This is a genomic window from Staphylococcus sp. HMSC036D05 (genome assembly GCF_001836225.1).
GTDB lineage: Bacteria > Bacillota > Bacilli > Staphylococcales > Staphylococcaceae > Staphylococcus > Staphylococcus caprae.
Map to the genome: position 1 here is coordinate 114567 of NZ_KV827773.1, position 22871 is coordinate 137437.

A 22871-nucleotide genomic window follows, 5' to 3' on the forward strand; every position below is an offset into this window, starting at 1 on the left:
GTTTTGCTCACTTTTCGATTCTGCTCAAAACCTAAGCGCTTTTCTTTGCACCTTAATTTTTATTTACTGATGCGTCGTAGATTGAGTCTACAGCGTCACCTAATGCTTTATCGAATTCTTCTTGTGATTGGCTAGCACGTAAGTCACTAGCTAATGCACGTGAGAAGCTTGCGATTAATTCATCGTTTTCTTTTAATAATTTGTTAGCTTCATCTCTGCTGTAACCACCAGATAATACAACTACACGTACAACGTTTGGATGTTCAGCTAATTCTTTATATAAGTTAGGTTCAGTAGGAATAGTTAATTTTAACATTACAAGTTGATCATCATTTAATGAATCTAAGCCTTTTTTGATTTCAGCTTTTAATACTTTTTCAATTTCAGCTTTATCTTTAGCATTAATGTTAACTTCTGGTTCAATGATTGGTACTAAACCTTTAGCAATGATTTTTTTAGCGAATTCAAATTGTTGTTCAACAACGTCTTTGATACCTTGTTCGTTTAATTCTAAGATGTTAGAACGCATTTTAGTACCGAAGATATGACGTTCATTGGCACGGTCTAATGTTTCGTCTAAGTCATTGATTGGTTTCATTAATTGAACACCGTTTTGTTGTTCAGCAAGACCTTTATCAACTTTTAAGAAAGGAACAATGCCTTTGTCTGCTAAGTAGTCACCAGTGTATTTACCTTCAACTTCGCGATCCATTGTTTGTTCGAAGAGAATGGCACCTAAGATTTTATCAGGTGAAAATGAAGGTGAAGTCACTACGCGCGTACGCATATCGTGAACAAGTTGGAACATCTCATCTTCATTGCTATATTGGTCTTCATTAACGCCATATTCTTTAAGCGCTTTAGGTGTACTACCGCCACTTTGGTCTAATGCAGCGATAAACCCTTTACCATTAGTCATTTTTTCTAATTGTTCTTTATTCATACTTTCCACTCCTTAACATAACTTTCACTTACAGTATGATAAAAATTATATTTTATCTCAAGTTTTTCAACTCGAAATTTATGTGAAACTGTCTTTAATCGTGTATGAAGTCATAAATTTGACGAAAATTAGAATTATATTGATGGCAATGTAAAAAGATGGGGCATAAATTAATTGAGAGCCGTACACACGTTTTAATTCAATTTTCAAAATAGTATGTTATTCTATGTTTATAAATAATTAGTAATAATATAAATATATTACTTAATTACGGATTTTAGTAAATTTAATAGTAATAAATTTAAATTTATATTTTGTGTGTTTGGGAGGCGACAGGGTATGAATAAAAAGAAAGTTCTAGCTGTTTTTGCTACAAGTGCATTACTATTATCAGCTTGCAGTCATAATGAGGGACAAGACAATAAAACGAACGATGAAGACAAAGGGGATAAACAATCAACTAAACAATCTAGTAAGAAACAAAGTGACAATGCGGTTCAATATCCTAAAGATGGTGTAAAAGGCATTTATGTGGCGAGTGGTTCTACTAAAGATGAGAAAATGGATGAACTGATTCAATACATTAAAGATTCTAAACTGAATTCAATGGTTATAGACGTTAAAGATGATGCTGGTAACATCACAATGAAGTTCCACACTGGAAATAAACTCATAGACAAAAACGAAATGGATCTTGCTGAAGCAAAGCCACTTTTAAAGAAATTGAAGAAAAACAATATTTATCCAATCGCACGTATTGTTACCTTCAAAGATACTAAATTGGCTAAGGAACATCCAGAATGGTCATTTAAAGATAAGGATGGGTCAGTTTGGGAGAATGGTAAAGGCGATAGCTTTGTTAATCCGTTTGTAAAAGATGTTTGGAAATATAATGTTGCAATTTCTAAAGTTGCAGCAAAGGCTGGGTTCCGTGACATTCAATACGACTATGTTCGATTCCCTGAAGGTTTTGAAAATGAGGCAAGCAACTTAGATTATGATAAAGGCGACTATCAAAATAGTAAGTTAAGTTCTGGAGACCAACGTGTAGATACTGTAACTAAATACTTGGAATATGCACATAAAGAATTGAAACCATATCATGTTAAAATTTCTGCAGATGTCTTCGGATATTCAGCATTAGTTAAAAATGCGCCAGGTATTGGACAAAGTTTCCCTAAAATCTCTAAAAATGTAGATGCAATATCTTCAATGATTTATCCATCTCATTGGAGTCCAGGAGACTTTGGATTAAAAGCACCAGATACAGAACCTTATAAAACAGTGAATCGTTACATTCAACGTGAAAATAGTATTTTAAATAAATTAGGTAACGATAAACCGAAATCAAGACCGTGGATCCAAGATTTTACTGCCTCTTATTTAGGTGAAGGTAAATATAAGGAATATGATGCACAAGCCATTTCAGATCAAGTTCAAGCGCTTAAAGACAATGGTATCAATGAGTTCTTAATTTGGAATGCAGCTAATGACTATACAAATGGACCTAATTATCACCCTAAAAAAGAAAAAATTAAAGACAAAGGTGAAAAAAAGCATAAGCATAAAGACTCAAAAGAAGATAATCAAAATCAAAGCAATTAATATATATTTCAATCATCTTAGTGTCATTTTATATTAGGCGCTAAGATGATTTTTGCATTAAAAAACTCAGTAAGACGACGATAGCGTACGCCTTACTGAGCATTTATTACTTATTCAAATGAATTAGAATAACATTTTGTCGCTTCCGAACGTATCGCCCAATGCTTGTTGCGCTAATACATTGAGATAGTTCCAAGGACGGTCATAATCAGGTTGGAAGAAGAAATCTTGTACCGCAAATTGTTCTAAAGTGAAACCAGCTGATATCGCAATAGAAATTGTATTGATAGAAGCTGTTACATCTTCAGTAGACATCACTTGTCCACCTAAAATTTTATGACTATCTTCATCGTAAATGATTTTCATATGAACTTTTGTATCATCTTGCATAAATTTAGGATGAATAAGTTCTTCTACATATTTCTGACCTAGATTACCATCATAACTATCCGCTTCAGTACCATGGACACCTGTTTGTCCGAATTTATAATCAAATAATTGTAATCCAGAAGTACCGGATACTCTAGGCATTGTCATATCGTTACCAGTCATGTTTTTCGCTGCAACAACGCCTTGACGACGAGAATTGGTTGCGAGCGCGATATAACGATCCTCATTAACTGGTGCAAATGGTACAAGCGTTGCGTCACCACCTGCGTATACATCTTTAGCAGATGTTTGTTGTTGATGATTGATATTGATAATACCTTTTTTACCTAAATCAATTTTGCCATCTAACCATTCTGTAGCAGGTTCAACACCCACTGCGAATAATACGGTATCAGCTTCGTATTCAGCTTTATCTGTCACAACTTTAGTCACATTACCATCGTTGTCACCTGAAAGTGATTGAACGGTTTCGCCACCTTTGAAATAAAGACCGTGTTGTTTAGAATTTTCTTCTAAAATATCAGTAAATTCTTTATCAAGGTAAGTGTTTAAAATTCTATCTGCAATATCAACAATTGTTGTTTCAATACCTGCTTTAGCAAAGGCTTCAGCAGCTTCAATACCAATGTATCCACCGCCTACAACAACTGCTTTTTTAGCTTGTGGCATACGTTGTTTAATTTGATCTGCCCATTCACGACCTCGCATAAATAAGACGTTATTATATTGATCTATACCATCAACAGGGGGTGTGACAGGTTTGCCACCTGGACTTAAGAACAATTTATCATAGGACACTTCGTTAGATTGACCGTTTTGTTCTACGGTAATCACTTTTTTATCAGTGTCTAAGTCAGTCACAGTACTATTAGTATGAATGTTCACACCTTGTTCTTCATAAGAAGATGTTGAAGCATAGTGTAATGAATCAAGTGAAGGAGAAACATTTTCTAAATAACTTTGAATTCCACAGGATAGGAATGAAGGTTTATCGCCACTTTCAAATACTTCGATTTCAGCACTTGAATCTTCTTTTAAAAGGGTTTCAATAGCTTCATAACCTGCATGTGACGTACCAACAACTACATATTTCATAATCTAATTCCTCCTTAAAAAATGTATATCTATTTGCAATTGATATGCATAAATTTAATTTAGTGTTTACAATATTTCATTTTCCCTTTAAAGCCTTGTTTATTCATTTGTTACTTGTTTAAAAGTTATTTTTCAAAAAATCGTCATAAAAAAAGGCCGAACCAATAGCGATTCCTCACTATCTTTCGACCATTTATAAAAGCAATTAAGGTTGTTCGATTATGAAGTTTTGAGTAAAGACTTACGTCTAGCGATCAATAATCCGCCTGCGAGTAGTGAGGCAGTTGCTGCGACTTCTGTGCCTCGATTACTGTGATGATTACCACTTTCTGGCAGTGTCTGTTTAGATTGCTCCGGTAGATCAGAAGACTGCACATTTCCAACGTAGAACGCGTTAAGTTCTCTAGCAGAATCTACTGATGTGTCAGTGTTTGTCGCATGATGTGTTTCTTTATAAGTTTTAGTTGTAATACCTTGTCCTGTATAACAATCTTTATTATTTAAAGTACTATACTCACCATAGTTTCCACTTTTATATTGAACTTCTCCATTTTTGTAGACTTTATATGTGCCTACACCTGCACCAGATTTATTACTAATGTCGATTTTGTAGTAATCTCCTTTATCTTTGACAGTTTTGAAATTCTGTAAGTAGGGATTGCCACCGCTGTTTTTCATAGCTTGTTGTGCTACATGTTTTGCATTATTTGCAGTTACTTCATCCGCTTTTGCTTCAGAAATATTTACAGTGGAAAATAATACTGCACTTGTTAAAACAGTTGATGCAAGAAGAACAATCTTGTTCACAATGATAACCCCTTTTCGAATTAGAGAATTTAGAATTTGATAGAATGTTTTCTACGCTTTTAGTGTACCACCTGAATCGAATAATCATACCGCTTTAAATGAAACCACATCGAAACTTTAAGGTAAGTTAAAAAAGTTAATATAAACTCATAAATGTTTATTTGAAATCGTAGGAATACAAATCGCCATTAATACCATAAAGATAATATGAGCAATCATCCACCAGAAGTATTCAGTCCAGCTAAATGTAAAGAATGAACGTTGTGCTATAGCGATTAAAAAAGGGTACATAATAATAAAAATAACTATTAAAGGAAAGTATGCTAAATAGTAAAGTGACTTTGAATATTGATAAATGATTAAAAATACGACATAAATCGTAAGCCCAATACATAGATGAATCAGACCTTCGACAATGGTAGGTACGTTTTTGGGATTTACAAGAAAATCAATATTAAGCAATAACTGTGTTAAATGTGTTGATTGTAAAAGGACATCCATCACCATCGTAGTGATTAATAGAAGCGCACTTATGATGAATGCACATAGTAAGTGATAACCGTATCTTAACCACATATCATTTCCTCCAATCATTGTATTACTTATTTTAATTCCCGTATCCATTATGTTTATACATCGTTGCTTATCAAGTTAATTTCATATTTAAATTAATGAAGAAGTTTAATTTTTTAATTATTCTGAAAATATTTACAAATCAGAAAATTATTAGTATATTGATTACTACCATAATATCAAGAATTCATTTTGAGACTGATAAAAATATAAAAAGAGAGTGTTTAGATGGACTAAAAACAGTATGAAGAATGAATGATAATTCATAGGGAAGGTGAATTTATCATGAGTAAAGCAGAAAAACTAATAAATGAAGATGGAGAATATTTCGCGAAATCAGGACGAATCAAATATTATCCTTTAGCTATTGATCATGGCTTTGGTGCCACATTAGTTGATGTAGACGGGAAAGAATATATTGATCTCTTATCAAGTGCCAGTTCACAAAATATTGGACATGCACCTAAGAAAGTGACTGACGCGATTAAAAGACAAGCAGAAAAATTTGTACACTATACGCCAGCGTATATGTACCACGAGCCACTTGTACGTCTATCTAAAAAGTTATGCGACATTGCGCCAGGCGATGATGAGAAAAGAGTAGCATTTGGTTTATCAGGATCAGATGCTAATGATGGCATTATCAAATTTGCACGTGCTTATACTGGGCGACCGTATATTATCAGTTTTACGAATGCTTATCATGGTTCAACATTCGGTTCATTATCGATGTCAGCCATTAGTTTAAACATGCGTAAACATTACGGACCATTGCTCAACGGTTTCTATCATATTCCATTCCCTGATAAATATAGAGGGATGTTCGAGCAATCACAACCTAATACAGTAGAAGAATATTTGGCTCCTCTTAAAGAGATGTTTGCAAAGTATGTGCCAGCTGAGGAGGTTGCATGCATCGTGGTTGAGACGATTCAAGGTGACGGTGGGTTGTTAGAGCCAGTGCCGGGTTATTTTGAAGCATTACAAAACTTATGCCACCAACATGGTATTTTAATCGCTGTTGATGATATCCAACAAGGACTTGGTCGTACTGGCACATGGAGTTCTGTATCGCATTACAATTTCACGCCAGACCTCATCACATTTGGAAAGTCCTTAGCAGGTGGTTTACCAATGTCAGCGATTGTAGGCCGTAAAGATATCATGGAAAGTCTTGAAGCACCGGCACATTTATTTACAACAGGGGCGAATCCAGTAAGTTGTGAAGCGGCTTTGGCCACAATTGAAATGATCGAAGAAGAAGATTTATTAATGGCTTCCACTGAAAAGGGGAACTACGTACGTCAGCGTATGAATCAATGGGTTAAACAATATGAAAGTGTAGGAGACGTGCGAGGTGTAGGATTATCAATAGGTATTGATATTGTGTCTGATAAAAAAGAAAAGACACGTGATCCAGAAGCGGCTTTAAAGATATGTAATGATTGCTTTAAACATGGCGTTGTGATTATTGCTGTAGCCGGCAATGTTTTACGATTCCAACCTCCACTAGTGATTACTTATGAACAACTTGATCAAGCGCTCGACACTATTGAAAATGCCCTTCAAGCTTTGCAACAAGGTAAACTAGATCAATATGAAATTACAGGTCAAGGATGGTAATCATCAAATCATGAAATTGTAGCTCAAGTAAATAAAAATAAGTTAAATTAGCAACAATAAATATGTAATATGCCTCGCTATGCATCATTTAATGGTCATAGCGAGGCTTTAGTATATTGAATCTATAACAATTGGATATTAAAGAAATACTTGATAATAAGTAATTGTGTTTTATCATGTTATCAATTTATTTGAATGCACTAGTAATGATTTTATTCATAATAGTTGCTAATTCATTAGGTTTCTCTATACATCCTCTATTAACCCAATCTTGTATTACTCCGAAAATGGCATTACTGATAAAAATTAATAAGAAATACTTTTCTTTTGTCGTTAACAACTTTGTATTTAAGATGGGTACGATATTGATTTCTATATTTCTTTGTAATACTTTTTTGATTTCTTGATGCAACTTATGTGCACTGTTATCACCTAATAATATTAATATAAGAGACCCACTTGTTGACCAGAACTTAATAGCATTTTCAAAAAAATAAGTTTGTGAGGAAAATTCTTCTTTTAATAATTCTCTTTTTCCTTTTTTTAATAGTTCATTTAGATGAGAATAAATAAAATGTTCTTTATCATTATAGTGTGAATAAAATGTTGTTCTACTGATTTGACTTTCTTTACAAATGTCTTTCACAGTTATGGTCTCATATGTTTTTATTTTTAAAAGTCTCATCATTCCATTACGAATACGATTTTGAGTTTTGGTTACACGGATATCCCTAATATCTCTTTCTCTCATTATGATCCACCTTTTAGTGAACAATTAATGTAAATGTGTTCGCTTTTTAATAATTTTTATCACTATAATTACATAAAACTCTTAACATTAAATATATATAAACTGTAAGTCATGTCAACAAAGGAGGCAATTTGTATGGATCGAAGCATTGCTAGCTTGTACGAAGTGGTAAAATCATATGGAACACATAAAGTGTTAAATCGTATTACTTTAGAAATTAATAGAGGAGAACTTCTTGGTTTAATTGGACCTAGTGGTTCAGGTAAGACGACAACGATAAAATGTTTACTTGGTATGGAAAATTTCGATTCTGGTTCAGCTGAAATTTTCAAACAAAAAATACCTAATCGTCAAGTTTTAAATAAAATCGGTTATATGGGGCAAACAGATGCACTTTATGAAAATTTAACTGCTTATGAAAACTTAGACTTCTTTGGTCACCTTTCAGAATTAAAAGGTAAAGAATTGGAAGACAACATTAAGAAAAATATGTCTTTAGTTGATTTAGAAAACACATTGAACAAAAAGGTTAATCAATTTTCAGGTGGAATGAAACGCCGACTATCTTTAGCAATGGCTTTGCTTGGTCAACCCGATTTAATCATATTAGATGAGCCGACAGTAGGAATCGACCCTAAGTTACGTAATCAGATTTGGACACAATTAAAAAATATAGTCGATAAAGGAAAAAGTGTGGTAGTAACCACTCATGTTATGGATGAAGCTGAGCGTTGTGATAAGGTTGGTTTAATTATAGAAGGTAGATTGTTTGCCTTAGATACTCCTAAAAATCTAAAAAAGAAATTTAACGCTGATACGATTGAAGAAGTATTTATAAAAGCCGAGGAGGTGAGTTCATCTTGAAACTTTTCGCAATAGTCAAACGTGTTATGAAGGAATTACTTCGTGATAAACGTACGCTTGCACTTATGTTTTTAGCTCCCATGCTGATATTGACATTGATGTATTTCGTCTTTAATGGTAATGAAGAAGACTTGAAAATTGGTATAGATCATTCAGTGTCATCTAATATTACAAACCATCTTCCTTCTTCAAATTTAGATTTTAAAAAATATAAAACACAAAAAGATATTAAATCTAAAATAGAAGACGACAATTTAGATGGGTTTATATATCAAAAAAGTCATACACTTCATGTGACTTATACAAATGAAGATCCTAGTAAATCTAATCAGATTAAACAAATGATTGGCCAAGCAATTCAGAAAGATAGACTTAGTAGTGTAAAGAAAGTTTCTGAAAAAATGCCAAAGTCAATGCAAATGAAGAATAAGCAAGATATTGATATATCTAATCATTATTTATATGGTGATTCTAATAGCAACTATTTTGATAAAATGTTTCCTATTTTAATGGGATTCTTTGTATTCTTATTTGTATTTTTAATTTCGGGCATTACATTATTAAGAGAACGCACTACAGGAACATTAGAACGTGTTTTATCTACTTCTATTCGTCGTACGGAAATTGTTTCAGGTTATCTTATAGGCTACGGAATTTTCGCTATCATTCAAACACTGATTATAGTGTTATTTTCAATTTATCTTCTTAGTATTCATTTAGCGGGTAGTTTAGTATATGTAATTTTAATTAATATATTATTAGCCATTACCGCATTATCAATGGGGATTTTCATTTCTACATTTGCTAATTCAGAATTTCAAATGATTCAATTTATTCCACTATTTGCTGTGCCACAAGTATTCTTTTCAGGTATATTTCCTTTAGAAAATATGCCCCATTGGCTTAGCAATATAGGATATTTATTCCCATTGCGATATGCTGGTAATGGTTTAATAAACGTAATGATAAAAGGACAAGGATGGACTCATATTTGGTTCGATTTACTTATACTCACATTATTTATAATTGTGTTTATCGCTTTAAATATTATTGGATTAAAACGTTATAGAAAAGTATAAAAGTGTATTGTGAGGTATGTGAAATCGAAACATCCTATTATATATTGATGTAAAATGACGTGTAAATACGTAGTATTGAATATAAAAGTAGCAGTAAGAAGATTCTAGCTGAAATCATCTTACTGCTATTATTTTTGGAAATTATGTCCCAAGCTCTATAATATGAATTATTTTGGTACGTGATACTCTTCTTCTTCATTTTTCTTAGAATGTTTTAGGCCATAGAGTAAATAAATCACAATACCTACAAAGAACCAAATTAAAGTATATAATTTAGCTTCATGACTTAAACCCCAGAATACAAGTAATACGAGCACAAATGTAATCGCAGGTAAAACGGGATATAATGGTAATTTAAAAGCTGGTTTAGGTAAATCTTTACCTTCACGTTTTCTTAGACGATACATTGCTAGTGATACAAACATAAATGCAACTAGTGTACCTGCAGAAATCAATTGTGCTAAGAAAGTGAATGGGAACATTGATCCAATTAATACACCAATAATTGTTAAAATCACTAATGCTCTATTAGGTAAATGTTTATGATTTAAATGACTCAACCATGCAGGGAGTAAGCCATCACGACCAAATGAATATAATAGACGAGATCCGGCTAACATCATACCTATTAAAGCCGTAAACATACCGATCACCGAGATAGCTTGAACAACTGCTGCGATGATACCATGACCACTTTGACGTAATGCCCAACCTACAGGTTCAGCGTTACCAGCATATTTAGAATAGTGGAACATACCAACTAATACTAAGGCTACAGCTACAAATAGTACAATTGCGACAACTAAAGATCCTAAAATGCCTCTAGGCATCGTTTTTTGAGGATTAATTGCCTCTGCAGAGTTAGCCGCAATTGAGTCAAATCCGATATATGCTAGGAATATCATTGAGACACCAGCGTATACACCTTGCCATCCACCGAAGTGACTGCCTGAAGCAGTGACTTTATGCTCAGGAATAAATGGTACATAATTGCTGAAATGAATTGCTGTTAAACCAACAATCACGAAAAGGATAATCGCTAACACTTTAAGTATAACTAAAATATTTTCAAGACGTGCAGCCTCACTCATACCACGAGAAAGTAATAAAGCAGTCAAGATAATAACCACAGCTGCAATAATATCAATGACGCCACCATCACTACCAAACGGATTCGATAATGCTTTAGGTAAGCTAATTCCAAGTGGTGCAATAAGTCCTCTTAAGTTAGCTGAAAAACCTGACGCTACGAAAGCAACTGCAATAAAGTATTCTGCTAAGAGAGCCCATCCAGCAACCCATCCGAAGAGTTCGCCAAATAATACGTTAATCCAAGAATAAGCTGAACCTGCGAAAGGCATAGTTGATGCCATTTCAGCATATGTGAATGCTACAAGTCCTGCTACGATAGCTGCTAATAAAAATGATAATGCTACTGCAGGTCCTGCATGCTCTGCAGCTACCACCCCAGGTAAGGTAAAAATTGATGTTGAAACGATGGTACCTACACCTAATGCAAGGAAATCACGCACACGCAACGTACGTTTAAGGTGTCCATCTTTGTTTTGATAAATTGTTGGATTCTCTTTTCGAGTAATCCGGTTAAAGAAACTTGCCATAATGAACCTCCACTGATTAAAAAGTAATCTATTTCGAACAGCTATTTAAATTGTTTAATATTCTTGAAAAACGCTTTATTAACAATATGAATGATGAACTATTTCTAATAATTTATATCATAGCACAGAATAATGTGTTTTTATCTAAAAATTCTGAAAAATTAAAGCTTTTTATGTCTATTTGATGAATAAATCAAACTTAAGCTTATCGCGAAATGATAAACTTGATTATATCAGATATCTGAAAAATAAGAATAGCTTTTTAAAAGGAATTTTTACCAATATTTTACAAATTACATTTAAACAGTGTAAAACTAATAAATTAACAATTGGCATTTAAAAGGTGTATGATAATTTTGAAGAAAATTGAAAAGAGGTGGGTAGACATTTCACTAGATAAATATCTCACTCAAAATATTTATCAATTTAAAGAAATAGCAATTGCATTGACGTTTGTTGGTGGATATGTAGATGCCTATACCTTTTTAGAACGAGGTGGAACTTTAGCAGCTGGACAAACGGGTAATATCATCTTTTTAGCTTCTGAAGTTTCACATCATAACCTTAATGGTGGTCTTTTAAAAATTATTTCAGTACTCTCCTTTATGATTGGCGTCATGTTTGTTTCATTGATACATGCTAAAATTGCGACAAGATATTGGCGTTTAATCGCGTTACTTCCAATCACAATTAGTAGTATCGTTGTCGGTTTCACTCCTAGTACAGTATCTAATTTATTTATTATTCCGCCACTCGCATTTAGTATGGCCATGCTTACTACCGCTTTCAGTAAAATCGAAGGCGAAGGTTATGCAAATACCTTTTCAACTGGTAATTTAAAAAAAGGCGTTGTCGCATTAAGTGAATATATGATAAATAAAGATAAAGTACAATTGAGTAAATCGTTACTTTACATTAGAATAGTAATAAGTTTTGTTGTGGGGGCAATTGTATCTGCGTTACTTCAAAAATTTATGGGAATCTATACCATATTAATTGCTGCAATCATTTTACTGGGTGTCTTAATATTTTATAGCTTCCTCATTTATCGCAGAGAACGTAATATACAGTAATATTAATTTGCATAAGGATGAGAATAAATGGAAATTAAACAAATAAAATATTTCGTAGAAGTTGTTCGCCAAGGTGGAATGACACAAGCATCTGAACATTTATATATTGCTCAATCAACGATAAGTAAAGCAATCAAGAACATTGAAAATGAATACGATATTACTTTATTCGACCGTTCTCAGAAACAAATTAAACTCACTGACATTGGGCAAACATTTTATGATAACAGTTTAGAATTTTTAGCATTATTTGAAAAGCTTTCATTAGAAATGAATGATGTGGTGAATGTTCAAAAAGGTCACATTAAAATAGGTCTGTCACCTATGATGAATGTGCAAATGTTTACGAATGCCCTCAACCAGTTTCATAAGTTATACCCAAATGTGACGTATGAAGTGATTGAAGGCGGAGGTAAAATAGTTGAGAATTTAACTGCCAATGACGAAGTAGATATCGGAATCACTACTTTACCAGTCGATCACACGCTATTCCATTCAATTCCTTTATACAATGAGGAATTACTACTTGTGGTAAGTAATGATCATCACCTTGCACATTTGAAAAAGGTCGACTTAGCTGAACTGAAAGATGAAGAATTCGTACTCTTCCATGATGATTATTATTTAAAAGACCAGATTATCGAAAATTGTAAACGCATAGGCTTTTACCCTAAAACAGTGGCAAACATCTCACAAATCAGTTTTATTGCCAATATGATTCAACAAGGTATAGGTATCAGTATCGTACCAGAAAGTTTAGTACATTTAATGGGGGATAATGTTACGTCTATACAGTTAGAAAATGTAGAGCTCTCTTGGCATCTAGGTGCGATTTGGAGAAAGGATGCATACCTGAATTTTGTAACGCGCCAATGGATTGATTTTATATCACAACTTGAGCCTATTAAATAGAACACGTTTAATTTGTTTGAGTTATTAATCTTAGACTTACTATAAACTGGATAATAAATTCCAAAATACAAAGCTCCTAAATTGAAGTGAATGAATACTTCGTTTTAGGAGCTTATTTTATGTTGTTACCTCACTGTTTAAACACGTAATGTAATATGACTGATTACGTTTTTCTATAGATGAACCATTCCTTTTAAGAATAGTAATAATCGTTATTATGTATTTTATTAATACTTCATTGTGTACTATAATTGTAAATGTAATGAAGTTGGTCACTAAATACTATATTTTGTATAAATTGTAACAAATTTGTCACTGAAATGACGAATATATAAAGAAGTAGAATTAAAATTCTAGTTATTTTAATGAAAATATTATAAAAATAAAACTAAGCACATCATTGTGTAACTTTATTTCGAAGGAGTTCGTTAAAATGAAAAAATTTAGTAAAAAAGTAGTATTAATTGGTGATGGATCAGTAGGTTCTAGCTATGCGTTTGCAATGGTCACACAAGGTATAGCAGATGAATTTGTCATCATTGATATTGCGAAAGATAAAGTGGAAGCTGACGTGAAAGATTTAAACCACGGCGCACTTTATAGTGCATCACCTGTTACAGTCAAAGCGGGAGAATACAGCGATTGTAAAGATGCAGATTTAGTTGTGATTACAGCTGGTGCGCCACAAAAACCAGGAGAAACACGCTTACAACTCGTCGAAAAAAATACAAAAATCATGAAAAGTATCGTTTCAAGCGTGATGGATAGTGGTTTCGATGGCTTCTTCTTAATCGCAGCGAATCCTGTAGATATCTTAACACGTTATGTTAAAGAAGTGACTGGTTTACCAGCAGAACGCGTCATTGGTTCAGGAACAGTATTAGATAGTGCTAGATTTAGATATCTTATTAGCCAAGAGTTAAATGTTGTACCTTCTAGCGTTCATGCAAGCATTATTGGTGAACATGGTGATTCTGAATTGGCTGTATGGTCACAAGCTAATGTTGCGGGTATCTCAGTATTTGATACTTTAAAAGAACAAACAGGCAGTGAAGCAAAAGCTGAAGAATTATACGTTAATACAAGAGATGCAGCTTACGACATTATCCAAGCTAAAGGCTCTACTTATTACGGTATTGCTTTAGCACTTTTACGAATCTCTAAAGCATTATTAAATAATGAAAATAGTGTTTTAACTGTGTCAAGTCAATTAAATGGGGAATATGGACATAAAGGAGTTTATTTAGGTGTCCCAACACTTATTAATCAAAATGGGGCAATTAAAGTATATGAAACACCTTTAAGTGATAATGAAAAACAATTATTTGATCAATCAGTGAACACATTAGAAGAAACATATGAATCAATTAAGCATTTAGTGTAAATGTTTTAAAATTAAAAGAGGATAGCTAGGAAATTAAATTTTTGAAAGGATATGAAAATAAATGGCTGACAAACAATATTCAGCAGCAGATATGGTAATTGATACTTTAAAAAATAATGGAGTTGAATACGTATTCGGTATTCCGGGAGCTAAAATAGATTACTTATTTGACGCATTAGAAGATGATGGTCCAGAATTGATTGTTACACGTCATGAACAAAACGCAGCAATGATGGCACAAGGTATCGGACGCTTAACAGGTAAACCGGGAGTAACACTTGTAACAAGTGGCCCTGGAGTTAGTAATTTAACAACTGGTTTACTCACTGCTACATCTGAAGGTGATCCAGTGTTAGCAATTGGTGGTCAAGTTAAACGTAATGATTTATTACGCTTAACTCACCAAAGTATTGATAATGCATCATTATTAAGATCATCTACGAAATACAGCGCAGAAGTTCAAGACCCAGAATCATTATCAGAAGTTATGACAAATGCCATGCGCACAGCAACGTCAGGCAAAAATGGAGCAAGTTTTATTAGTATTCCGCAAGACGTTATCTCTGCACCAGTTGAAGCGCAAGCGATTTCGCTTTGTCAGCAACCTCAACTCGGTGTACCAACTGAAAAAGATGTTCAAATAGTCATTGATGAAATCAAAAATGCAAAATTCCCAGTTCTTTTAGCTGGAATGAGAAGTTCAAGCCAAGCAGAAACGGAAGCTATCCGTCTTTTAGTTGAAAAAACAAATCTCCCTGTCGTTGAAACATTCCAAGGTGCAGGTGTCATTAGTCGAGAATTAGAAAATCATTTCTTCGGACGTGTAGGTCTTTTCAGAAACCAAGTTGGTGACGAATTATTAAGAAAAAGTGATTTAGTCGTTACAATTGGTTATGATCCAATCGAATATGAAGCAAGTAATTGGAACAAAGAATTAGATACTAAGATTATTAATATCGATGAAGTACAAGCAGAAATCACTAATTATATGCAACCAGTTAAAGAATTAATTGGAAATATTGCTGGAACAATTGAATTAATTTCTAATCATGTAGATGAACCATTCATCAATCAAGACCATTTAGATGAACTTGAAAAATTAAGAGCTGAAATCATTGAAGCAACGGGTATTAAAGCTACACACAAAGATGGTGTGATGCATCCAATTGAAATTATTGAAACGATGCAAAAGGTACTAAGCGATGATACAACAGTGACTGTTGACGTAGGAAGTCATTACATTTGGATGGCACGTAAATTTAGAAGCTATAATCCAAGACATTTATTATTTAGTAATGGTATGCAAACATTAGGTGTTGCACTTCCTTGGGCTATTTCAGCAGCGCTTGTTCGTCCAAATACACAAGTCGTTTCAGTAGCTGGTGACGGTGGTTTCTTATTCTCAGCCCAAGATTTAGAAACAGCGGTACGTAAAAACTTAAATATCATTCAATTAATTTGGAATGATGGACGCTACAACATGGTTGAGTTCCAAGAAGAAATGAAATATAAACGTTCTTCAGGCGTAGAGTTTGGTCCAGTTGATTACGTTAAATATGCTGAAGCATTTGGAGCTAAAGGATTACGTGTTTATAATCAAGAAGAATTAGAAGCGGCGATTAAAGAAGGTTATGAAACAGATGGTCCCGTAGTCATCGATATTCCAGTGAACTATGAAGATAATATGAAATTATCTACAAACATGTTACCGAATGCTTTAAATTAATTCGACAACGTATGTGATAGTACTATCATTTTCAAAAATAAAAGAACGCATTCTAAAGAGAAAGTTTAAATCTTTAGATTGCGTTTCTTAAAGTGTAAGAACGAGTGAATATTAATAGGAGTGAAATGAATAATGACTAATGTATTATATCAACACGGCACGTTAGGCACGTTAATGGCAGGTTTATTAGAGGGAACAGCCTCTGTCAATGAGTTACTAGAACATGGAGATTTAGGTATTGGCACGCTTACTGGTTCAAATGGTGAGGTCATCTTTATAGATGGTAAAGCGTATCATGCAAATGAACATAAGGAATTTATTGAGTTAAATGGAGATGAAATGACACCATATGCCACTGTGACACAGTTTAAAGCGGATAACCAATTCCAATCTTCGAATAAAGACCAAGATGCGATATTTGAGGAAATTAAAGAACAAATGGTAAGCGAAAATATGTTTTCTGCAGTGAAAATCTCAGGAAAATTTAAGAAAATGCACGTACGTATGATGCCTGCTCAAGAACCTCCGTATACGCGTTTAATTGACTCAGCACGTAGACAACCTGAAGAAACGAGAGAAGACATTAAAGGTGCAATTGTAGGCTTCTTTACACCTGAATTATTCCATGGTGTGGGTTCCGCAGGTTTCCATATTCACTTTGCGAGTGATGAACGTGACTATGGTGGTCATGTACTAGACTTTGAAGTAGATGATGTTAAAGTCGAAATCCAAAACTTTGAAACATTTGAACAACATTTCCCTGTAAATGCGAAATCATTTACAGAAGCGCATATCGACTATAAAGATGTTGCAGATGAAATCAGAGAAGCTGAATAATATTTCGATTCCCAAAGACGTATCAATAACGCCTTTGGGATTTTTTTATGCTTTGATAACTATTTATTCACTTTCTGTTTGTGTGAATTGACGATGATAGGACTTTAAGAATATATAAACTGAGTCGAGATAGGGTGTTTCTAGTTGATGATAACGGGCACGTTCATAAATATATCCTTGAATCGCCTCGACTTCCAAAGGTTGTTGATTCATGACGTCATAATACATGCTTGTTCCCATCTCGTCTGGATAACCTTTATAAATTGCCATGATGTCATCAACCGTTTGCTTTGGAAAATGAATACCCTCAGACTGAGCAACTTTAAGACCCTCTTCAAGAATGTTGCGGCAAAGTTGACTCATTTCTGGCAATTGTAAAATTTTAGCAGTTTGATGACCAATCGCAGTGATTGAATTAATACCTAGATTAACTAGTAATTTATACCAAATTTTATGTTCGATATTATTTTCTAAAATAAGTTCAATTTTAGTAGAAGAAAGTAGTGTTTTTAATTCTCGTGTCTTTGGCGTATCTTGGACGTGAAGACGATAATCTCGAAAATGTGTAACCTGATTTGCTACTTTTTGACCACTAATGTAGACGACTGCTTGATGAACATGTTGATATGGAATACGTTGCACTTGTCCATAACCATTTTGCGCTAAAATAATTAAAGTATCTGGATGTGCGAGTGCTTTTAATTGTGTAATTACAGTGCCGAGTTGATGTGTTTTAACAGCAATGATAATGACATCGAATGTTTGATTCATGTTATCGTAAGAACTAACATCAATGGTTATCGCTTTAGAAGTATTTTCCGGGAAATAAGTCATCGATTGCTTTCGACGACCAATGAGTTTCGTTTCTGGTAAAATCGCTTTTAATTCGGCAGCAATCGTTGTTCCAACGGCGCCAGGACCTATGATAGCAATTGTCATGAGATAATTCTTTCCTTTCTTGGTGCAATTCATTATACTATTGCTAATAATAAAGGAAATAAAGGATGAAATGAATTGAAAACATTAAGTCAATTAATGAAGATGAAACACGAGCAAACGAAATTATCTATGGTTACAGCTTATGATTTTCCGAGTGCAAAGCAAGCACAGCAAGCTGATATCGATATGATATTAGTTGGAGATTCACTTGGCATGACCGTTTTAGGTTATGAAAGTACAGTTCAAGTTACAATAGAAGATATGATTCATCATGGTAAGGCAGTGAGACGCGGAGCACCTGACACATTTGTAGTTGTAGACATGCCTATTGGGACTGTAGGTTTAAGTGATGAAGACGACTTAAAGCATGCTTTACGTTTGTACCAAGAAACACAAGCGAATGCATTAAAAGTGGAAGGCGCACATCTTGTTTCTTTCATTCAAAAGGCGACACGTATGGGTATTCCAATCGTTTCTCATTTAGGACTAACTCCTCAAAGTGTCGGGGTGATGGGCTACAAATTACAAGGTGGCACGAAAGAAGCAGCTATTCAGTTAATTGAAGATGCCAAGGCAATGGAAGAAGCAGGCGCAGTATTACTCGTTTTAGAGGCAATTCCAAGTGACTTAGCTCAAGTGATTAGTGAGAAACTTACTATACCAGTGATTGGTATTGGTGCCGGTAAAGACACAGACGGACAAGTATTGGTATATCACGATATGTTGAATTATGGTGTGGATCGCCAAGCTAAATTTGTTAAACAGTTTGCTGACTTTTCAATAGGTATTGAAGGTTTGAAACAATATAATGATGAAGTTAAAAATGGAACATTCCCATCAGAACAACACATATACAAGAAAAAGATTATGGACGAGGTTGAAACCAATGACTAAAGTCGTTACTACTATTAAAGAAATGCAAAACATCGTTAAGTCATATCATCGACAAGGACAAACAATAGGCTTTGTACCGACAATGGGAGCATTACATGAAGGTCATTTGAAAATGATGCGTATGTCAGTAGAAGATAACGATGTGACAGTGATTAGTGTCTTTGTTAACCCATTACAATTTGGACCCAATGAGGACTTTGATGCTTATCCACGTCAAATTGATCAAGATGTTGCGGCTGTAGAAGCGATAGATGTTGATTATGTTTTTTATCCGAGCGTTGAAGAGATGTATCCAGATCAATTAGATATCACTTTGGAAGTAGGCCGTTTGGCTGAGGTGCTTGAAGGCGCGCAACGCCCAGGTCATTTCGAAGGCGTGGTTACAGTTGTAAATAAATTATTTAATATTGTACGTCCTGACTTTGCTTATTTTGGGAAAAAAGATGCCCAACAACTTGCAATTATTGAAAAGATGGTTAAAGATTTCAACCATCCTATTGAAATTGTAGGTGTGGATATTGTAAGAGAAGACGATGGTTTAGCTAAAAGTTCACGAAACGTGTATTTAACAAATGAGGAACGTAGTGAAGCTGTACATTTGAGTAAAAGTTTGCAACTTGCACGTGAATTGTACGATAAAGGCGAACGACAAAGTGACGTCATCATTCAAAGTATAGTTTCTTATTTAAATGACCATACGAGTGGACATGTAGACGAAGTAGCTATTTATAGTTACCCTGAATTAATCGAAAGGGAATGGATTAATGAGCAAATATTTATTTCATTAGCGGTGAAATTTTCAAAAGCACGCTTAATAGATAATATAATAATTGGAGATGAAAAATATTGATTAGAACGATGATGAATTCTAAAATTCATAGAGCAAGAGTTACGGAGTCGAATTTAAATTATGTAGGAAGTATTACGATAGATACTGACATTTTAGAGGCAGTGGATATTCTACCTAATGAAAAGGTAGCAATAGTAAATAATAATAATGGCGCTAGATTTGAAACATATGTTATTGCAGGTGAAAGAGGGAGCGGCAAGATTTGTTTAAACGGAGCAGCTTCAAGATTAGTTGAAGTTGGAGACGTTGTGATTATTATGACATATGCACAATTAAACGAAGAAGAGATTAAAACGCATGCACCTAAAGTAGCTGTTTTAAATGATAATAATGACATCGTTGAGATGATTTATGAAAAAGAAAACACGATAGTTTTATAAAATTTATAGACTTTTCTTCGCCGAGGTACTTATAGAGTAGCTCGGTTTTTTATGTTAAAAAGTGTGGATTACTCTAGAAATATTATATAAATATAAAATTATATAGATAGCAATATAAATATAGTATATAATCTAAATTATCTTAATATTGGAGGTCCAAACATCTATGAATTGTCCTAAATGTGGTCAGAACTATCAACAAGAAGACGTCTTTTGTGGCAACTGTGGCACAAAGCTCCCTGAGAGCGTAGCAGAAACTACAAAGACAACATCAGAAACTGCAAATAAAGAGGCACAAGGTGAACAAAGTGTAATCCAAACACAAGTAACAAAGGAAATTGAAGAAGTAACTACAAATTCAAAGGAACAAGCATTCCATCAGCACCAAAACATCAATCAGTCAGTAGTCAATCAAAATGATACGCATGAACGTATTGAAACGCCGTTAGAACAAGGTACACAAAGTAATAATAAAGATACATTCTATGAAATGAAGCAATTTTTTATAAGTGCTTTTACACATCCAGATCAAGTTTTAAAAACGGAACAAACATTTAGTACTAAATTACTTTTAATACTCATCATTGCTGGATTAGCTGTAGTTGCCTTGTTATTTAGTGCATTAATTCCAGACCAAGTAGGTTTTTTGAAGTGTCAAAATCTAGTATCGTATTTAAATTTACAGTGAGTTTAGCTATTATCTTAGCCGTTCACATCGGCATCACTTATTTAGTTGTCAGATTAACGATACTTCCAGAAGTTAAGTTCAATAAAGTATTTTCAGACTATATATTAATCAATACATTCACAGTTGCTTTATTAATTCTTTCAGCGTTTTTATTTGCGTTAAGTTCTTACAAATTTGCTTCGCTGATTATTATCATCATGTATTTATTTTTAACAATTTCACCAGCATTCATGCTTGCGAAATATAGTTCAATATACAATACAAGAATTTCAAGTTTGTATGGAATTTTGATTCTATTATTTGTACTTTCAATTATCATTTTAGTTTTTGGTCAAAATATCATTGAAGGTACACTAATGCAAAACTTTAGTAAATTATTTGGAAGAGTGATTTAAGTGAAGTTTTGTAAACACTGTGGAAATCCTTTAAACCCTAGTCATAAAGTTTGTACGAGATGTGGCAGGCCAATAGGTCATATAACACAAACAGCACCTAAACATGAAGTTCATCAGCCATATCCTCCGGGTCGTTATCATGATGGGTATCAATTTAAGAAGCCGAATAAACCGTTAATTGTTATTTCAATTCTCGTCGCTATGATCACGATAACACTGATTGCACTGTTCTTTTTTCTGAAACATCAGCTTTCTCCTGAACAAACTGTTGATCAAATTTCAGATGCACTTAAAAAAGAAGACGCTCGTCATCTTTCTAAATTATTAACTTCTGACGGTAAGAAGCTCGACGATAGTGAAGCACAAGCATATCTTCGTTTTTTGAAAAATGAAGGCAAATTAAGTGAACTAACGCAAGATTTGAAAGATAGTCTTGATAAAATGAATACATCGAAGACGAAAACACACACTGTAAGTATTAATAATTTAGCAATTATTCAAGTTGTTAAAAAAGGTAAGCGTTATGGCTTGTTTAATCATTACGAGTTTAATATTCCTAAATATTCAATTGATATGTATGCACAAGATGATGGAAAAATTAATTATGAATATGAAGGGAAAAAGCATACGATTCATTTGAAGAAAAGTGAAACTGCTCATGTAGGTACATTTCCACTAGGAAATTACCAGCTTGAATCTAAGAAGCAAGTTGGTAATAAAACATTCAAGGGGAATTTAACGATATTAATGACACCCGCTCGCTCAATTGTTAAAGAAAATTTTAAAGAAAAACGGTTTATGATCAAAGCAGATAATACTTATAAAGTGAAAGATATACGATTATTTATTAACGATAAAGATAAAGGTAAATTAGAAGAATATAAAACGTATGGCCCATATACTTCAGATGAAAAGGTGGTCGTACACCTTGAAGGCAAAGTTGGTAAGCATCTTATTAAAACAAATCGTGAGCAAGTAAAATTACCTGAAGGAACTGAAGAATACAAAACAATCACGCTCTCATTCGATCCGGAAGAAATAAATAAGTTTGATGATGATGACACTGATTCAGATGACTCAAACAAAGATAAAAAAGAAGATAAAGAACATAAGGAAAAATCTGATGATAAAGAAAATGACAATCAAGAAAAGAAGAAAACAGATTTAACACTTTCGGAAGCAAAAGATATAATAAAACAATTTGATGAAAGTGCTCCCTCTGATTCTAACCACTCTTATGTGTTACATCCTTATATGAAATGGGGCGACTCTGTTATAGATGTTAAAGATAAATCAGGAAGAACAATTTACATATATTATATTTCTACTAAAGAAAAATTTATTTCTAAAGGTAATATAGATGGGGATCATATAAATAGTGGTTACTATCATTAACTTATTATAAATCGATAATGAGTTGATTCTTTATCATGCCTCTAAGATT

The 22871-nt window shown here is 33.5% G+C and carries 22 protein-coding genes; 15 read left to right on the top strand and 7 right to left on the bottom strand.

Annotated features, from left to right (window positions below):
* Positions 1–52 precede the first annotated feature (52 nt).
* A complete protein-coding gene (locus HMPREF2580_RS01095) occupies positions 53–943 on the bottom strand; it encodes a fructose bisphosphate aldolase (protein ID WP_002444457.1) in 891 nt (296 codons plus the stop codon).
* A 339-nt stretch (positions 944–1282) separates the two neighbouring features.
* Here HMPREF2580_RS01095 and HMPREF2580_RS01100 point away from each other — a divergent pair, with 339 nt between their 5' ends.
* Positions 1283–2548 (top strand): putative glycoside hydrolase, encoded by a 1266-nt coding sequence (locus tag HMPREF2580_RS01100; protein WP_070830100.1) that lies wholly within the window; start codon positions 1283–1285, stop codon positions 2546–2548.
* Between the two features lie 123 nt (positions 2549–2671).
* Here HMPREF2580_RS01100 and HMPREF2580_RS01105 read toward each other — a convergent pair whose 3' ends face one another.
* The 3 genes from HMPREF2580_RS01105 to HMPREF2580_RS01115 form a co-directional block, all read right to left on the bottom strand.
* Positions 2672–4033: an FAD-dependent oxidoreductase gene (locus tag HMPREF2580_RS01105; RefSeq protein ID WP_070830101.1), complete on the bottom strand. Its 1362-nt coding sequence runs from the start codon at positions 4031–4033 to the stop codon at positions 2672–2674.
* Positions 4034–4252: 219 nt separating this feature from the next.
* Positions 4253–4840, bottom strand: coding sequence for a cell surface protein (locus HMPREF2580_RS01110; RefSeq protein WP_070830102.1), 588 nt, complete (start codon positions 4838–4840; stop codon positions 4253–4255).
* Positions 4841–4987: 147 nt separating this feature from the next.
* Complete coding sequence (locus HMPREF2580_RS01115; RefSeq protein ID WP_070830103.1) at positions 4988–5416, bottom strand: hypothetical protein; 429 nt, start codon at positions 5414–5416, stop codon at positions 4988–4990.
* Positions 5417–5698: 282 nt separating this feature from the next.
* On the opposite strand from HMPREF2580_RS01115, the gene HMPREF2580_RS01120 reads away from it, so the two are divergent.
* A complete protein-coding gene (locus HMPREF2580_RS01120) occupies positions 5699–7036 on the top strand; it encodes an aspartate aminotransferase family protein (RefSeq protein WP_070830104.1) in 1338 nt (445 codons plus the stop codon).
* Between the two features lie 187 nt (positions 7037–7223).
* Here the strand turns inward: HMPREF2580_RS01120 and HMPREF2580_RS01125 are convergent, their stop codons facing one another.
* The gene (locus HMPREF2580_RS01125; protein WP_002444447.1) at positions 7224–7787 is read right to left on the bottom strand and encodes a TetR/AcrR family transcriptional regulator; all 564 of its coding nucleotides are present in this window, start codon (positions 7785–7787) and stop codon (positions 7224–7226) included.
* A 135-nt stretch (positions 7788–7922) separates the two neighbouring features.
* On the opposite strand from HMPREF2580_RS01125, the gene HMPREF2580_RS01130 reads away from it, so the two are divergent.
* Together HMPREF2580_RS01130 and HMPREF2580_RS01135 are read left to right on the top strand one after the other, a co-directional pair.
* Positions 7923–8651: an ABC transporter ATP-binding protein gene (locus HMPREF2580_RS01130; RefSeq protein WP_037541695.1), complete on the top strand. Its 729-nt coding sequence runs from the start codon at positions 7923–7925 to the stop codon at positions 8649–8651.
* Positions 8648–9730, top strand: a complete 1083-nt coding sequence (locus HMPREF2580_RS01135) for an ABC transporter permease (protein WP_070830105.1) — start codon at positions 8648–8650, stop codon at positions 9728–9730. The genes HMPREF2580_RS01130 and HMPREF2580_RS01135 overlap by 4 nt, the downstream gene beginning before the upstream one ends.
* Positions 9731–9897: 167 nt before the next feature.
* On the opposite strand, the gene HMPREF2580_RS01140 is transcribed toward HMPREF2580_RS01135, so the two are convergent.
* Positions 9898–11349 (bottom strand): APC family permease, encoded by a 1452-nt coding sequence (locus tag HMPREF2580_RS01140; RefSeq protein WP_070830106.1) that lies wholly within the window; start codon positions 11347–11349, stop codon positions 9898–9900.
* A gap of 347 nt (positions 11350–11696) precedes the next feature.
* Between HMPREF2580_RS01140 and HMPREF2580_RS01145 the strand changes: the two genes are divergently transcribed.
* The 5 genes from HMPREF2580_RS01145 (at position 11697) to budA (ending at position 17281) form a co-directional block, all read left to right on the top strand.
* Positions 11697–12422 carry a YoaK family protein gene (locus tag HMPREF2580_RS01145; RefSeq protein ID WP_002444439.1) on the top strand — a complete coding sequence of 242 codons (726 nt, stop codon included), beginning with the start codon at positions 11697–11699 and terminating at the stop codon, positions 12420–12422.
* Between the two features lie 27 nt (positions 12423–12449).
* Positions 12450–13334 carry a cidABC operon transcriptional activator CidR gene (locus tag HMPREF2580_RS01150; protein WP_002444436.1) on the top strand — a complete coding sequence of 295 codons (885 nt, stop codon included), beginning with the start codon at positions 12450–12452 and terminating at the stop codon, positions 13332–13334.
* Between the two features lie 433 nt (positions 13335–13767).
* Positions 13768–14718, top strand: a complete 951-nt coding sequence (locus HMPREF2580_RS01155; RefSeq protein ID WP_002444435.1) for an L-lactate dehydrogenase — start codon at positions 13768–13770, stop codon at positions 14716–14718.
* Between the two features lie 61 nt (positions 14719–14779).
* Entirely contained in the window at positions 14780–16444 is a 1665-nt protein-coding gene (gene alsS / locus HMPREF2580_RS01160; RefSeq protein ID WP_070830107.1) for an acetolactate synthase AlsS, read from the top strand.
* A gap of 132 nt (positions 16445–16576) precedes the next feature.
* Positions 16577–17281, top strand: coding sequence for an acetolactate decarboxylase (gene budA / locus HMPREF2580_RS01165; RefSeq protein WP_002444431.1), 705 nt, complete (start codon positions 16577–16579; stop codon positions 17279–17281).
* Positions 17282–17344: 63 nt separating this feature from the next.
* Here budA and HMPREF2580_RS01170 read toward each other — a convergent pair whose 3' ends face one another.
* A complete protein-coding gene (locus tag HMPREF2580_RS01170; protein ID WP_037541693.1) occupies positions 17345–18220 on the bottom strand; it encodes an oxidoreductase in 876 nt (291 codons plus the stop codon).
* Between the two features lie 75 nt (positions 18221–18295).
* Between HMPREF2580_RS01170 and panB the strand changes: the two genes are divergently transcribed.
* From panB to HMPREF2580_RS01195, 6 genes are all read left to right on the top strand, one after another.
* Positions 18296–19114 (top strand): 3-methyl-2-oxobutanoate hydroxymethyltransferase, encoded by an 819-nt coding sequence (panB, locus tag HMPREF2580_RS01175; protein ID WP_070830108.1) that lies wholly within the window; start codon positions 18296–18298, stop codon positions 19112–19114.
* A complete protein-coding gene (panC, locus tag HMPREF2580_RS01180) occupies positions 19107–19964 on the top strand; it encodes a pantoate--beta-alanine ligase (RefSeq protein ID WP_070830109.1) in 858 nt (285 codons plus the stop codon). The genes panB and panC overlap by 8 nt, the downstream gene beginning before the upstream one ends.
* Complete coding sequence (gene panD, locus HMPREF2580_RS01185; protein ID WP_070830110.1) at positions 19961–20344, top strand: aspartate 1-decarboxylase; 384 nt, start codon at positions 19961–19963, stop codon at positions 20342–20344. Before panC ends, panD begins: the two co-directional genes overlap by 4 nt.
* Positions 20345–20510: 166 nt before the next feature.
* On the top strand, positions 20511–21032 hold the full coding sequence (locus HMPREF2580_RS12410) for a zinc ribbon domain-containing protein (RefSeq protein ID WP_256326274.1): 522 nt from the start codon (positions 20511–20513) through the stop codon (positions 21030–21032).
* Positions 20996–21427 carry a hypothetical protein gene (locus HMPREF2580_RS12415; protein WP_256326275.1) on the top strand — a complete coding sequence of 144 codons (432 nt, stop codon included), beginning with the start codon at positions 20996–20998 and terminating at the stop codon, positions 21425–21427. Before HMPREF2580_RS12410 ends, HMPREF2580_RS12415 begins: the two co-directional genes overlap by 37 nt.
* A complete protein-coding gene (locus HMPREF2580_RS01195; protein WP_070830111.1) occupies positions 21428–22822 on the top strand; it encodes a TcaA second domain-containing protein in 1395 nt (464 codons plus the stop codon).
* Positions 22823–22871: the final 49 nt, after the last annotated feature.